This is a genomic window from Polaromonas sp. YR568 (assembly GCF_943372955.1).
Classification (GTDB): Bacteria; Pseudomonadota; Gammaproteobacteria; order Burkholderiales; family Burkholderiaceae_C; genus Polaromonas.
The window spans coordinates 677,042-690,265 of sequence record NZ_CALSAL010000002.1; the positions used below are offsets into that span (position 1 = coordinate 677,042).

The window sequence follows — 13,224 nt, forward strand, 5'->3', positions numbered from 1 at the left end:
CCCATGTCAGCCAAATTCCCTATCGCCAGCGCAGGCAGCCCCTTGCCCGCGCCCCACCTGCTGATCGCGTTTGCGGCCTGCGCCGCTGAGGACTGGCTGCCAGCCATGAAAGCGCTGGCGCCCCAGGGCTTGCCCTGTCTCAGCCGACTGCTGCAAGGCATGACGCGGGTGCACAGTGACGACGCGGACAGCCACACCCTGTCGCCACCGCACGAGCGGGCGCTGGCACGGGCGCTGGGCTGGAACACCGGCTCAGCCAGAGACGGTCTGCTCCCCTGGGCGGCGCTGGATGCCGCTCAGCACCTGCAGGCCGCGCCCGGCAGCGCCTGGGCATGGATCACACCCTGCCACTGGGCGATGGGACGCGAACACGCCACCCTGACCGACCCGGCGGCACTGGCCCTTTCAGAAAGCGAATCGCGCGCGCTGCTGGCGGCCATGCAGCCCTACTTTGCGACCGAGGGCATCACCCTGCACTATGCCGAGGCACTGGGGCCTGGCCGCTGGCTGGCAAGTGGCGAGGTCTTTCGCCACCAGCCCAGCGCCTCGCTGGACCGGGTGCTGGGGCGCAATGTCGACCCGTGGCTTCCGAAGCCGGTTGGTGACACCGGCAGCGCCGCCAGAAAAATCAAGCTGCTGCAGAACGAAATGCAGATGCTGCTCTACACCCACCCCCTGAACGAAGCGCGCGCGGCGCAGGGCCGGGTCGCCATCAACTCCTTCTGGCTCAGCGGCACCGGCGCCCTGCCCGCAGGCACCTCGCAGATGCCATCGACAACAGTGCAGCGCAGCCTCGCACCCGCCGTGTTCAGCGATGACTGGGCCGCCTACGCCAGGGCGTGGACGGCACTGGACGCCAGTGACATCAGCGCCCTGATGTCACATCAACGCGCCGGCCACCGTGTCACGCTGACCTTGTGCGGCGAACGCAACGCCCACACCTTTGAGACGCGGCAGGACGGCTGGCTGGCACGCACCGTGGGCCGCTTCACCTCGCCACCGCTGCTGAACCTGCTCGAATCACTATGACCCCCCTCGACTGCCTTCCTCACGCTGCTGCGAAAGTCCGGCCATGAAAATCCACGTGCGTGATGTCCCTCCGCGCAGCGCATGGGCGCTGCAGCAGGCCGGCGTGCACCCCTTGCTGGCGCAGCTCTATGCGGCGCGCGGTGTGCGGGCCGCCGACGAACTGGACGACGGGCTGGCCCGACTGCTGCCGCCGACCGCACTGCACGGGGCTGCAGACGCGGCCCGCCTGCTCGCCGACACCATGGCGGCCGGCAAGAGTATCTGCATCGTGGCCGACTACGACTGCGACGGCGCCACCGCCTGCGCCGTTGGCCTGCGCGGCCTGCGCCTGCTGGGCGCGCGAAACGTGAGCTATCTGGTGCCAGACCGGGTGATTGATGGCTACGGCCTGACGCCGCCAATTGCCGAGCGCGTGAAAGCCGGCGGCGCCGACCTGCTGGTGACGGTGGACAACGGCATTGCCAGCATCGACGGCGTGGCCCGTGCCAAAGCACTGGGCATGCAGGTGCTGGTGACCGACCACCACCTGCCCGCCTTGCGCGATGGCCAGGTGCTGCTGCCCGACGCCGATGTGATCGTCAACCCGAACCAGCCCGCTTGCAGCTTTGAAAGCAAATCGATTGCCGGCGTCGGCGTGATGTTTTATGTGCTGATGGCGCTGCGTGCCGAGTTGCGCCAGCGCGGGCAGTTTGAAGGCCAGACCGAACCTCGGCTGGATGCGCTGCTGCCGCTGGTGGCACTGGGCACGGTGGCCGATGTGGTGAAGCTCGACGCCAACAACCGCCGGCTGGTGGCGCAGGGCCTCAAGCGCATCCGCCAGGGGCAGATGTCCGTCGGCATTGCCAGCCTGTTCCGCGCAGCGGGTCGCAAGGCCGATGCGGCGACCACCTTCGACTTCGGCTTTGCACTCGGCCCGCGCATCAACGCCGCCGGGCGCCTGAGCGACATGACGCTGGGAATTGAATGCCTGCTCACCGACGACATAGCCCGCGCCGACGAACTGGCACAAATGCTGGACGGTATCAACCGCGAACGCCGCGACATCGAGGCCGGTATGCGCGAGCAGGCACAACTGGCCGCCGACGCGATGGTGGACGAAGACGCCGAGCCACCGCCGGCGATTGCGATCTTTGACCCCGACTTCCACGAAGGCGTGGTCGGTATCGTGGCCTCACGCATCAAGGACAAGCTGCACCGGCCCACCTTTGTGTTCGCCGCCAGCCAGGCCCCCGGCAAGGAGCATGAGCTCAAGGGCTCGGGCCGCTCGATTGCCGGCTTTCATCTGCGCGACGCACTGGACCTGGTGGCCAAGCGACACCCCGGTGTGCTGCTGCGCTTCGGCGGCCATGCGATGGCAGCGGGCTGCACGCTGGCGGAAGAAAACTTTGACATCTTCGAGCAGGCCCTGCAGCAGGTGGCCCGCGAATGGCTGGACGCCGCCACGCTGACCCGGCGCCTCGACACCGACGGGCCGCTGCCCGCCGAGTACCGCCGCACCGATGTGGTGGACACGCTGCACAAGGAGGTCTGGGGCCAGGGCTTTGCCGCACCCACCTTCAGCGAGGAAGTCGAGGTGGTGTCGCAGCGCCTGGTCGGTGAGAAGCACCTGTCCCTCAAGCTCAAGCACCAGGGCCAGCCGGTCGATGGCATCTGGTTCGGCCACACCGAAGCACTGCCGCAGCGTGTCACGCTCGCCTTTCGCCTAGACGCCGATGAATGGCAGGGCGTGCGTCGCGTGCGCTTTCTGGTCGAGGGTGCGGAGCTGTAGGCCAGGCTGATCCGTGGGCGAGCCTGGGGCGATGCGGCGGTGGTGTTCGGTCACGCACACAGCGCGCTTGTCCCACGGTGCGTGGGCCGTACGGACTACAGGCACAGGCCCCGCCTTGCGCAATCATGGGTCTGTGCTGCACGCATCCCGCTGTGCAGCCTCTGGCCTCGGGCCAGCATCGCGCGCGTCTCGCGGCAAGAGGAACCCATGAACACCATTATTTACATCGTCGGCCTTGTCGTGGTCATTGGATTCCTGCTGTCGTTTTTCGGGTTCCGCTGAAAATTCAGTCGACACGGCACGCCCGCGTTGACAACACCGCGAAAGCACCTCGAAAGCACAAAGCCTAAAATGGCTCTGTGGCTCCCCAAAACATCCTGAACGCCGACCTGCACTGCCACTCTGTGGTGTCCGACGGCACCCTGACACCGGAGGCACTGGCAGAACGCGCCAAGGCCAACGGCGTGGAACTGTGGGCCCTGACGGACCACGATGAAATCGGCGGCCAGCAACGCGCAGCCGAAGCAGCCAGGGCCAACGGCCTGCATTACCTCACCGGCACCGAAATCTCCGTCACCTTCGCGGGCGAAACCGTCCACATCGTCGGTCTCGGCTTCGACGCGAACGATCCCGCCATGCATCAGGGCCTGCACAACACCCGCGGTGGGCGCGAGCAGCGGGCGCAGGAGATGGCGCAGTCACTCGCCGGCGTGGGGATTCAGGGCGCGTTTGAAGGCGCGCTGAAGTTCGTTGGCAATCCGGAGCTGATCTCACGCACGCACTTTGCCCGCTTTCTGGTCGAAACCGGCGTGTGCCGCGACACCTCGGAAGTCTTCCGCAAATACCTCACCGAAGGCAAGCCGGGCTATGTGCCGCACCGCTGGGCCAACCTGCGCGATGCCGTGCAGTGGATCACCCAGGCCAAGGGCGTGGCGGTGATTGCCCACCCCGGCCGCTACAAGTTCACGCCCAATGAGGAATTCGCGCTCTTCACCGAGTTCAAGGCCCATGGCGGCCAGGCGGTGGAGGTGGTGACCGGCAGCCACACGGTGCAGGAGTATGTGAAGTACGCCGAAACCGCGAAAGAGTTCGGTCTGGCCGCTTCGCGCGGCAGCGACTTCCACAGCCCCGACGAGAGCCACACCGATCTGGGCAACCTGCCCTTCCTGCCCGGCGGCCTCACGCCGGTCTGGGAACTGATTGCCGACCGGATCCAGTGAACACAACGATGACGGGAACCGGCAGTCCGGCGCACAGGCCTCTTGCAGGCATTGCCTTTCTGGTGGCTGCGGTAGCCTGTTTCGCCGTGCTGGACACCACCACCAAATTCATCTCCACCAGCGTGCCGGTGATGATGGCACTGTGGTTCCGCTACGCCTTCCAGGCGATTGCCACCACTGCGGTAATCCTGCCGATACGCCACAAGGTGCGGCTTCGCACCGACCACCCCAAGTTCCAGTTCCTGCGCGGGCTGCTGCTGCTCAGCACCAGTGTGTTCGCCTACTTCGGGCTGCAGCACATGCCGGTGGGTGAGTTCACCGCCATCGTGATGATCACGCCACTGGTCATCACGCTGATGGCTTCGTTCACGCTGGGCGAGCGCGTGTCCTGGCTGCGCTGGTTGCTGGTGATCGGCGGCTTCATTGGCACGCTGATCATCATTCGGCCGACCAGTGAGGACTTCAACTGGGCCATGCTGCTGCCGCTGGGTCTGGTGGCGTCGAACGCAGGCTTCCAGATTCTCACCAGCCGGCTGGCGCGCACCGAGAACCCGCTGACCACCCATTTCTACACCGGCTGGGTTGCGGCCCTCGTCACACTGGTGGCGCTGCCTTTTGTGTGGGTGCAGCTCGACTCGGCCACGCTGTGGATCAGTCTGGCCATCATGGGCCTGATGGGCGCTGTGGGGCACTTCATGATGATCCTGGCCTATGGCCGGGCACCTGCCTCCACGCTGACACCATTTCTGTATGCCCAGATCGGTTTTGCGATGATTGGCGGCTGGGTGCTGTTCTCGCATGTGCCTGACAGATGGGCGCTGCTGGGCATGGTCATGATTGCCGTGTGCGGCGCCACAGGCGCCTGGCTGGCGGTACGTGAAAGCCGCGTGAAGATCGAGCCAGTCGAAGCCTAGAGCTTGGCGCCTGAGCCCCGCACCCGCACCACCCCATGGCCCAGTTCTTCGAAGTCCATCCCGACAACCCGCATGCTCGCCTGCTCAAACAGGCGGTAGCGCTGCTGGCGCGCGGCGGAATCGCAGCGGTGCCGACCGACTCCAGCTATGCGCTGGTCTGCCACATCGACGACAAGGCCGCTGCCGACAGCCTGCGCCGCATCCGCGGGGTGGACGACAAGCACCACCTCACGCTGCTGTGCCGCGACCTGAGCGAGCTGGCTAACTACGCGCGGGTGGACAACCGCCAGTTCCGCCTGCTCAAGGCCGCGACACCGGGGCCCTACACCTTCATCCTCGAAGCCAGCAAGGAAGTGCCGCGGCGCCTGAGTCACCCGGCGCGCAAGACCATCGGCTTGCGCGTGCCCGACCACAAGGTACTGCAGGCCCTGCTGGAACTGCACGGCGCGCCGCTGCTCGCGACCACGCTGATCCCACCGGGCCAGAGCGAGCCGCTGAACGACGCCCATGACATCCGCGAGCAGATGGAACACGTGCTGGCGGCCGTGGTGGACGCGGGCGCCTGCCCGCTGGAGCCGACCACGGTGATTGACCTCACCGCGATGGGTCAGGGCGGCGATGCGGTGGTGGTACGTCAGGGCCGGGGCGATCTGCACGGCCTGGGGCTCTGACCGCTGCGCCCCTCCCCTGAGTCAGCGTGGCGGAGGCACCAGCTCACCCCGGATGCGCCGCGACAGCCATTCAAGCCCGCGCTTGACGTCTGTGCGTGAACCGACCTGCTCCGGTGGCACCAACGGCTGCAACGGGCTGGCGCGCGTGGCTACCGCGAAGTTGAAGATGTAGTTGGGTTCCTGCCCCATGCGCAGGTCGGTGATGAAAACCTTGCCATCCCGCTCGCTGACCTTGTAGAAGCCCTTGCTGAAGGCACGGATGCGCTGCGCCGCCGGAATGTCGCCCAGCTCTGCGTGGAGCGCCGAGCCGCTGGGGAAGCGGTCAAACGTCACGCGCTTCTCGGCGTCCAGCAGTGAATAAAAACCCTCGTGGTAATCCGCACCCGAGATCGCCAACACCCGCCACAGCAGGGTGTTGAGCGGCGCCGGCGTCACCAGCACCCGCTCAGCCTGAATGCCCTGAGTGGCCAGCGATTCCCGGGCCACCGCCGTGACCTGTGCCTGCGCCACCACGCCCCAGGCGATGTAGGCCGTGCTGAGAATCAGGCCCGTGGCATTGGCCCACAAGCCGGCTGGCCGGCCGCGCGCGGCCATCGCCCACACCGTGCCGATCAGCAAGGGCACGGTGTAAAGTGGGTCGATGATGAACACGCTGCCGACGCCGTAGGGGTAGTTGGTGAACGGCAAACCCAGCTGGGTGCCATAAACCGTCATCACGTCGAGCAAGGGGTGCGTCACCAGCGCCAGCCAGATCGCCAGCCACCAGCGCCGCCACAACGCCCATTGCCCCTGCAGGCGTGCCACGCCCATCGCCATGGGCAGCGACAACAGTGTGAGCCAGAACGGCGAATGGGTTTCAGCGCGATGGAGCACCATGTTGGCCACGGCATCGCCGTGGTCGATGAGCACATCCAGATCGGGCAGCGTGCCGGCGACCGCGCCCCATGCGGCGGCCTTCCACACCGCCGTGCGGCGGCCCATCACCGCGACGCTGACGGCCGCACCCAGAGCAATTTGCGACAGTGAATCCATGGGCCGTACTCTAGACGAGCAACGACCCAGCCGGTAGTTTGGGGTTTTTGGAAATCCCCACTGCTGGTGAACGCTCACTTGGAACCAGACAGCCGGGCTACCATCGTCTGAGACAATCCCTGCATGGATATCGCCGAACTGATTCAGACCGTTGCCATTTACGCCTTGCCCGTGCTGTTTGCCATCACGGTTCATGAGGCCGCCCACGGCTATGCGGCCCGCCGGTTGGGCGACAACACCGCCTTCATGCTGGGGCGCATCACGCTCAACCCGGTCAAGCACATCGATCCGATCGGCACCATCGCGATGCCTTTGCTGCTGTACTTCGCCACCTCGGGCGCCTTCCTGTTTGGCTATGCCAAGCCGGTGCCGGTGAACTTCAGCCACCTGCGCAACCCAAAGCGCGACATGATCTGGGTCGCGCTGGCCGGCCCGGCATCGAACTTTGCGCAGGCGATTGCCTGGGCGCTGGCGCTGGTGCTGATGGCCGCGTTTGGCGTGGACGAGGTGTTCTTCATCAAGATGGCGCAGGCCGGCATTCTGGTCAATCTGGTGATGTGGGCCTTCAACCTGTTCCCGCTGCCTCCGCTGGACGGCGGCCGCATTCTGGTCGGCCTGCTGCCCTGGAAGCAGGCGCAGTGGCTGGCCCGTGTCGAGCCTTGGGGTTTTTTCCTTGTGATGGGTCTGGTGATTGCCGGCGTCGTCGGCACCATCTGGCTGCGTCCGCTGATGTCGGCCGGCTACGCCGTCATCAACGCCCTGATCTCGCCGCTGATTGCCCTGATCCGCTGACGATTCAACCGTTTCAACCTGCCCGACTCTCCCACATGACTTCCGTGACCCCGCTCCCAGTGACCCGCTTTCTCACCGGCATCACCACCACCGGCACACCGCACCTTGGTAACTTTGTGGGCTCCATCCGGCCCTCGGTGGCTGCCAGCCGCCTGCCGGGCGTGCAGAGCTTTTACTTTCTGGCCGACTACCACGCGCTGATCAAATGCGATGAGCCGGCGCGCATCCAGCGCTCCACCATGGAAATCGCCGCCAGCTGGCTGGCCGCTGGCCTGGACCCGGAGCGGGTGGTCTTCTATCGCCAGTCCGACATTCCGGAGATTCCTGAGCTCACTTGGCTGCTGACGTGCGTAACAGGTAAGGGCGTACTCAACCGCGCCCACGCCTACAAGGCCTCGGTCGACAAGAACGAAGCAGCCGGCAACGACCCGGATGCCGATGTCACTGCCGGGCTCTTCATGTACCCGGTACTGATGGGCGCCGACATCCTGATGTTCAAGACGCACAAGGTGCCGGTGGGCCGCGACCAGATCCAGCACATCGAGATGGCACGGGACATGGCGCAGCGCTTCAACCACCTGTATGGCGAGCGACTGGTGCTGCCGGAGGCGGTGATTGAGGAATCCGTGGCCCTGCTGCCCGGCCTTGACGGCCGCAAGATGAGCAAGAGCTACGACAACACCATTCCCCTTTTTGCACCCCGGGAGCCGCTGCGCAAGCTGATCGGCAGCATCCTGACCGACTCCCGCGCGCCGGGCGAGCCCAAGGAGGTCGAAGGCTCGGCGCTGTTCCAGATTTATCAGGCCTTTGCCAGCGCGGCCGAAACAGAGGCCCTGCGCAAAGCCTATGCGGAAGGCATTTCCTGGGGTGACGCCAAGCAACTGCTGTTCGAGCGCATCGACCAGGAAGTCGCACCCATGCGTGAGCGTTACCACGCCTTGATGGCCAACCCGGAAGAGATGGAGCGCGTGCTGCTGGCGGGAGCCCGCAAGGCACGCGAGCTGGCCACGCCCTTCATGGCCGAGCTGCGCCAGGCCGTCGGGCTGCGGAACCTGGGTGCGGCCGCGACCACCGGCAAAGCCAAGGCAGCCAAGGCCGCTGCGCCCGCCTTCAAGCAGTACCGCGAGAAAGACGGCCAGTTCTACTTCAAGCTGCTGTCGGCAGACGCCAAAGTACTACTTCAGAGCAAGGGCTTCGACTCGCCGCGCGAGGCTGCACAAACCATCGCCGGGCTGCAAAAAGCCGGTGCAGGTGCGCTGTCCTCGCTGGGGGATCAGGTCACGCTGGGTGACGGCGCCGCTGAAGCCGAGGTGATTGCGGCGCTGCAACACTTTTCTGACTCCTGACCGCATGCTCGGCAGGGTTGCTGCAGTCTGCGCTCACTACCCCTGCCCAGCGCACAATAGCCGTGCACGAAGCACTCGAAAATAGTGCGCGCGGCGTGACTTTTTGTACTAAAGTTCTCATGCGTGCTGGCGCACATTCACGCTCTGAGCCACTTCTTCGAACTACAACAGGCCCGATTCAATGAGCATATTCGTCATCGATGACCACCCACTGATGCGTGAGGCGGTGGTCCTTCTGATCCACCGGCTGAGCAGCAAGGCCACGGTCGCTGAAATTGACCGCATGGCCGGCATTCCCGCCGCCGTGCAGGAGCACGGTACGCCCGAGCTGATCTGCCTCGACCTCAAATTGCCCGACACTAACGGGGTGTCTGGCGTGCGCGAACTCAAGCAGCAGTTTCCCGACGTACCGCTGGTGGTACTGTCCGGCGCCTCGGCCCAGGACTACGAAGAGCTCGCCATCGAAGCCGGTGCCGATGCCTACATCCAGAAGTCAGCCGGTGCCACCGAGATTTCCAACGTGCTGCGGGTGTTCCTCAGCGACGACCTGGAACCGATGTCGCTCGCCCCCACCGAAAAGCTGTCGCGCCGCCAGAAGCAGTTGCTGGGCATGCTGGACCGGGGCATGAGCAACCGCGACATCGCCGAGGAACTGCAGATCAGCGAGCACACGGTCAAGGTCCATTTGTGGCGCCTGTTCCGCAGGCTGAACGTGAAAAGCCGCTCGCAAGCCAGCCACCTCGCGCGGACGCAGGGACTGCTCTAGGGCCTGACACAAGTCCTTCAGGGCAAGCGACCGCCAAGCGCCAGTACGTCAAAGCACCTGCTTGTTCCAAGCCTATTGGGGGCTGGTGCTCCACAGCTTGCCTGCGGTTCAGATAATCACCGGTGTGAAACCACCATCCCGATGGCTCGGCGCCAGCCTTGTAGCGCCTCTACTCGCGCCTCTTGTCCTGGTAGCGCATGCCGCCCTGGCGCAAGACCATGCGGTCAATACCGCCGCCACCAGCACAGACACGCCCCGCCGCAGCTGGATCACCGCACCCAGGTATTCGGCCGGCATCGCCCCTGACCCGGTGCAGGAAGCCGACCGGGCCATCGTTCAGGTCTATGCGGCAGCCACCTACGGCTGGCGCGGCAATTTCGCCGTGCACCCGTGGATCATCTACAAGCGAAAGGGCGAGACGAGCTACACGCGCTACGACGTCGTGGGCTGGCGCGCGCCGAATGTCGTGCAGCGTGACTACGCCGTGCCCGACGGGTATTGGTACGGCTCCACCCCCGAGCTGCTGGTGGACCACCGCGGCGAAGGCGTCGAGCCCATGATCGATGCCGTGGAGGCAGCGATTGCCAGCTACCCCTATGCCAGGCAGTACCGCAGCTACCCCGGCCCCAACAGCAACACGTTTTTAGCGCACATCGGGCGCGAAGTGCCTGCGCTGAAGCTCGACCTGCCCGCCAACGCCATCGGCAAAGACTACCGGCCGCTGACCAACCCCATCGGCATCTCGACGTCGGGCTCGGGCCTGCAGTTCTCGCTGCTGGGTTTGCTGGGTGTGAGCCTGGGCGTGCAGGAGGGGCTGGAGTTCAACGTGCTGGGGCTGAACTTCGGCGTCGACTTCAATTCGCCGGCACTGCGCTTGCCGTTCTGGGGGCGGTTGGGGTTCAGTGATCTGGCCGCGCCAGCTGCAAGTGCTGAGACCACATCGGCTCAGACACATGCATCAACAAATCACGGCGCGGATGCGTCCGCTACGGCCGAAAACAAATAAGGGCCCGAAGGCCCCTATTGCTTGACGATGTGGCGGAGAGGGTGGGATTCGAACCCACGGTACCTTGCGGTACGCCTGATTTCGAGTCAGGTACATTCGGCCACTCTGCCACCTCTCCGTTGCTCGAAGGCATGATTCTAGCAGGGCAGCGGCCCTGCGGCGCCTCACGCTGACGGGGTCAGGACCTTCAGGCCGCCCATGTAGGGCTGCAGCACGGTGGGGATGGCCACCGACCCGTCGGCCTGCTGGTAATTTTCAAGCACCGCCACCAGTGTGCGGCCCACGGCAAGGCCGGAGCCGTTCAGCGTGTGCACAAACTCGTTCTTGCCGTGGGCATTCTTGAAGCGCGCCTGCAGGCGGCGGGCCTGGAAGGCTTCGCAGTTCGACACCGAGCTGATCTCGCGGTAGGTGTTCTGCGCAGGCAACCACACTTCGAGGTCGTAGGTCTTGGTCGCGCCGAAACCCATGTCGCCGGTGCACAGCAGCACCACGCGATACGGCAGGCCGAGCTTTTGCAGGATGGCCTCCGCGTGGCCGGTCATCGCTTCCAACGCCTCGTAGCTTTTCTCGGGGTGGGTGATCTGCACCATCTCGACCTTGTCGAACTGGTGCTGGCGGATCATGCCGCGGGTGTCGCGGCCATAGCTGCCGGCTTCGGAGCGGAAGCACGGGGTGTGGGCGGTGAACTTCAGAGGCAGTTGCGCCTCGGGCACGATCTCGCCGCGCACGAAGTTGGTCAGCGTGACTTCGCTGGTGGGGATCAGATAGAAATTCTCTTCAACTGAGCCACCGTGAGACCCAGAGCCTCCTTGCGCAGCGATTTCAGCCAACTGAGAAGAGTCAAGCGTTTGTCGACCACGCGGCACTCTGAATAAATCTTCTTCGAATTTTGGCAGTTGACCAGTTCCACGCAGCGTCTCAGCGTTGACGATATATGGCGTGTAGCACTCGGTGTAGCCGTGCTCCTGGGTCTGCACGTCTAGCATGAACTGGGCAAGCGCCCGGTGCAGACGGGCAAGCGGGCCCTTCATCACGGTGAAACGCGAGCCAGAAAGCTTGGTGCCGAGTTCAAAGTCCAGCCCCAGCGGTTGGCCCACATCGACATGGTCTTTCACCTCGAAGCTGAACGCAGGTGGTTTGCCGCCCAGGCCGCCAGCGGGGCTCCAGGTGCGCATTTCGCGGTTGCCATGCTCATCGCTGCCCACCGGCACCGAGTCATGCGGCAAATTGGGCACGGCCAGCAGCAGGGCCTGCAGCTCGGTCTGGATCTGGTCGAGCCGGACTGCGGATGTTTCCAGTTCCGCCTTGGAGCTGCTGACCTGCGCCATCACCGCGCTGGCGTCTTCGCCTTTGGCCTTGAGCTGGCCGATCTGCTTGGAGAGCGTGTTGCGCTGGTTCTGCAGCTCTTCGGTGCGCATCTGCAGTGCCTTGCGCTCGGCTTCCAGCGACTGGAAGGCCTCGACATTCAGGAAAGCCTGCGGCTTCTTGCGGGTTTCCAGGCGGGCGATGGCCGAGGGCAGGTCTTTGCGGAGCAGGTTGATGTCAAGCATGGGTAGATTGTATTGAGGGACTTCTATAAATCCGATTCTCGGACGCATGGCGGCGTTGCGCGGTGCTCGGAATCCTCATGCACCGAAGTGCATTCCGGTGTCCTGTGCTCCGTGCGCCTTGCCCTGCATCCCGACAATCGAATTTCTAGAACTCCCTCCGGGGCCAAATTAACTTCAGACAAGCGACGCCGGGTCCAGATTGGCGCCGCAGATGATGAGGCACACCTTGTCATCAGGCGCAGGCACAAAGCGCCCGCTGTGCAGCGCGGCCAGTGGCAGGGCCGCAGCCGGCTCCACCGCCAGTTTGAATTCTTTCCACAGATACAGCTGAGCCGCGCGGATGGTGTCGTCAGTCAGCAGCAGCGCATCGCGCACATGGGCTTGCGTGGACTCCCATGCGAGGGCGCCAATGCGCTTGGCACCCAGTGAGTCGGCCGCGATGCCGCCAACCGCCACATCCACCGGCTGGCCGGCCTCACGTGCACGGAACAGCGTGGGCGCCAGTTCGGGCTCCAGCGCCACCACCCGGGTGCGCTGGCCAAACCAGCTGGCCGCGCCGCCGATCAGGCCGCCGCCACCGACGCTGACCAGCACCGCGTCAGGCAAGCCGCCCTGCTGTTCGATTTCCAATGCTAGGGTACCCGAGCCGGCCAGCACCTCGGGTTGGTCGTAGGCATGGGTCATCAGCGCACCGGTGGCCTGCTGTCGCGCCATGCAGGCCTGCAGCGCATCGGCGTAGGCCGCACCAGTCACAACCACCTGCGCGCCCAGTGCGGCCAGCTTGTCGCGCTTGGCCTGGGTGGAGACCTCGGGCACGAACACTTCGCAGCGCACACCGAGTTCACGCGCCGCCGCTGCCGTGGCAATGCCGGCGTTGCCGCCTGAAGCGACGATGACGCCGCTGGCAGGAATGGGGTTGGACAGCAGCCGGTTGAGCATGCCGCGCGCCTTGAAGCTGCCGCCCGTCTGCAGGTGCTCCAGCTTGAGCCAGACCTCGGCGCAGTTCACACCCAGCGCCTTACCGGGCAGCTTCCACAGCGGCGTCTGGCGGATGAAGTGGCGGTAATCCTTATCGAAGCGCTGCTGGCAGTGTTCGATCTGCGCGTGCGGGATCATCGAGGCATCAACGA

General features: G+C 65.1%; 12 protein-coding genes and 1 tRNA gene. 9 read left to right on the forward strand and 4 right to left on the reverse strand.

Features of this window, described 5'->3' with window-relative positions; translation table 11 throughout:
- Positions 1-3: 3 nt before the first annotated feature.
- The 5 genes from AAG793_RS09120 to AAG793_RS09140 all read left to right on the forward strand — a co-directional run bounded on the left by AAG793_RS09120 (position 4) and on the right by AAG793_RS09140 (position 5,602).
- Complete coding sequence (locus AAG793_RS09120) at positions 4-1,029, forward strand: hypothetical protein (protein WP_341906997.1); 1,026 nt, start codon at positions 4-6, stop codon at positions 1,027-1,029.
- Positions 1,030-1,072: 43 nt separating this feature from the next.
- Positions 1,073-2,797 (forward strand): single-stranded-DNA-specific exonuclease RecJ, encoded by a 1,725-nt coding sequence (gene recJ / locus AAG793_RS09125; protein ID WP_341907000.1) that lies wholly within the window; start codon positions 1,073-1,075, stop codon positions 2,795-2,797.
- A gap of 359 nt (positions 2,798-3,156) precedes the next feature.
- Complete coding sequence (locus AAG793_RS09130) at positions 3,157-4,017, forward strand: 3',5'-nucleoside bisphosphate phosphatase (RefSeq protein WP_341907003.1); 861 nt, start codon at positions 3,157-3,159, stop codon at positions 4,015-4,017.
- An 8-nt stretch (positions 4,018-4,025) separates the two neighbouring features.
- On the forward strand, positions 4,026-4,931 hold the full coding sequence (locus tag AAG793_RS09135) for a DMT family transporter (RefSeq protein ID WP_341907006.1): 906 nt from the start codon (positions 4,026-4,028) through the stop codon (positions 4,929-4,931).
- A 35-nt stretch (positions 4,932-4,966) separates the two neighbouring features.
- Positions 4,967-5,602, forward strand: coding sequence for an L-threonylcarbamoyladenylate synthase (locus AAG793_RS09140; protein WP_341907009.1), 636 nt, complete (start codon positions 4,967-4,969; stop codon positions 5,600-5,602).
- Between the two features lie 21 nt (positions 5,603-5,623).
- On the opposite strand, the gene AAG793_RS09145 is transcribed toward AAG793_RS09140, so the two are convergent.
- Positions 5,624-6,634 (reverse strand): metal-dependent hydrolase, encoded by a 1,011-nt coding sequence (locus AAG793_RS09145; RefSeq protein WP_341907012.1) that lies wholly within the window; start codon positions 6,632-6,634, stop codon positions 5,624-5,626.
- A gap of 123 nt (positions 6,635-6,757) precedes the next feature.
- On the opposite strand from AAG793_RS09145, the gene AAG793_RS09150 reads away from it, so the two are divergent.
- From AAG793_RS09150 to AAG793_RS09165, 4 genes are all read left to right on the forward strand, one after another.
- On the forward strand, positions 6,758-7,426 hold the full coding sequence (locus AAG793_RS09150; protein ID WP_341907015.1) for a site-2 protease family protein: 669 nt from the start codon (positions 6,758-6,760) through the stop codon (positions 7,424-7,426).
- A 35-nt stretch (positions 7,427-7,461) separates the two neighbouring features.
- Positions 7,462-8,772, forward strand: a complete 1,311-nt coding sequence (locus AAG793_RS09155; protein WP_341907020.1) for a tryptophan--tRNA ligase — start codon at positions 7,462-7,464, stop codon at positions 8,770-8,772.
- A 181-nt stretch (positions 8,773-8,953) separates the two neighbouring features.
- Positions 8,954-9,538: a response regulator transcription factor gene (locus AAG793_RS09160; RefSeq protein ID WP_341907023.1), complete on the forward strand. Its 585-nt coding sequence runs from the start codon at positions 8,954-8,956 to the stop codon at positions 9,536-9,538.
- Between the two features lie 124 nt (positions 9,539-9,662).
- Entirely contained in the window at positions 9,663-10,544 is an 882-nt protein-coding gene (locus AAG793_RS09165) for a DUF3750 domain-containing protein (RefSeq protein WP_341907026.1), read from the forward strand.
- Between the two features lie 30 nt (positions 10,545-10,574).
- On the opposite strand, the gene AAG793_RS09170 is transcribed toward AAG793_RS09165, so the two are convergent.
- The 3 genes from AAG793_RS09170 to AAG793_RS09180 all read right to left on the reverse strand — a co-directional run bounded on the left by AAG793_RS09170 (position 10,575) and on the right by AAG793_RS09180 (position 13,210).
- Positions 10,575-10,662, reverse strand: a tRNA-Ser gene (locus tag AAG793_RS09170).
- Positions 10,663-10,708: 46 nt separating this feature from the next.
- A complete protein-coding gene (gene serS, locus AAG793_RS09175; protein ID WP_341907028.1) occupies positions 10,709-12,094 on the reverse strand; it encodes a serine--tRNA ligase in 1,386 nt (461 codons plus the stop codon).
- A 174-nt stretch (positions 12,095-12,268) separates the two neighbouring features.
- Positions 12,269-13,210, reverse strand: coding sequence for a threonine/serine dehydratase (locus AAG793_RS09180; protein WP_341907031.1), 942 nt, complete (start codon positions 13,208-13,210; stop codon positions 12,269-12,271).
- Positions 13,211-13,224 lie beyond the last annotated feature (14 nt).

Bases quoted from the DNA above. Each gene is read 5' to 3' on its own strand.
- AAG793_RS09120 (WP_341906997.1), top strand. From the start codon at position 4: ATGTCAGCCAAATTCCCTATCGCCAGCGCAGGCAGCCCCTTGCCCGCG.
- recJ (WP_341907000.1), top strand. From the start codon at position 1,073: ATGAAAATCCACGTGCGTGATGTCCCTCCGCGCAGCGCATGGGCGCTG.
- AAG793_RS09135 (WP_341907006.1), top strand. From the start codon at position 4,026: ATGACGGGAACCGGCAGTCCGGCGCACAGGCCTCTTGCAGGCATTGCC.
- AAG793_RS09140 (WP_341907009.1), top strand. From the start codon at position 4,967: ATGGCCCAGTTCTTCGAAGTCCATCCCGACAACCCGCATGCTCGCCTG.
- AAG793_RS09145 (WP_341907012.1), bottom strand. From the start codon at position 6,634: ATGGATTCACTGTCGCAAATTGCTCTGGGTGCGGCCGTCAGCGTCGCG.
- AAG793_RS09150 (WP_341907015.1), top strand. From the start codon at position 6,758: ATGGATATCGCCGAACTGATTCAGACCGTTGCCATTTACGCCTTGCCC.
- AAG793_RS09155 (WP_341907020.1), top strand. From the start codon at position 7,462: ATGACTTCCGTGACCCCGCTCCCAGTGACCCGCTTTCTCACCGGCATC.
- AAG793_RS09160 (WP_341907023.1), top strand. From the start codon at position 8,954: ATGAGCATATTCGTCATCGATGACCACCCACTGATGCGTGAGGCGGTG.
- serS (WP_341907028.1), bottom strand. From the start codon at position 12,094: ATGCTTGACATCAACCTGCTCCGCAAAGACCTGCCCTCGGCCATCGCC.
- AAG793_RS09180 (WP_341907031.1), bottom strand. From the start codon at position 13,210: ATGATCCCGCACGCGCAGATCGAACACTGCCAGCAGCGCTTCGATAAG.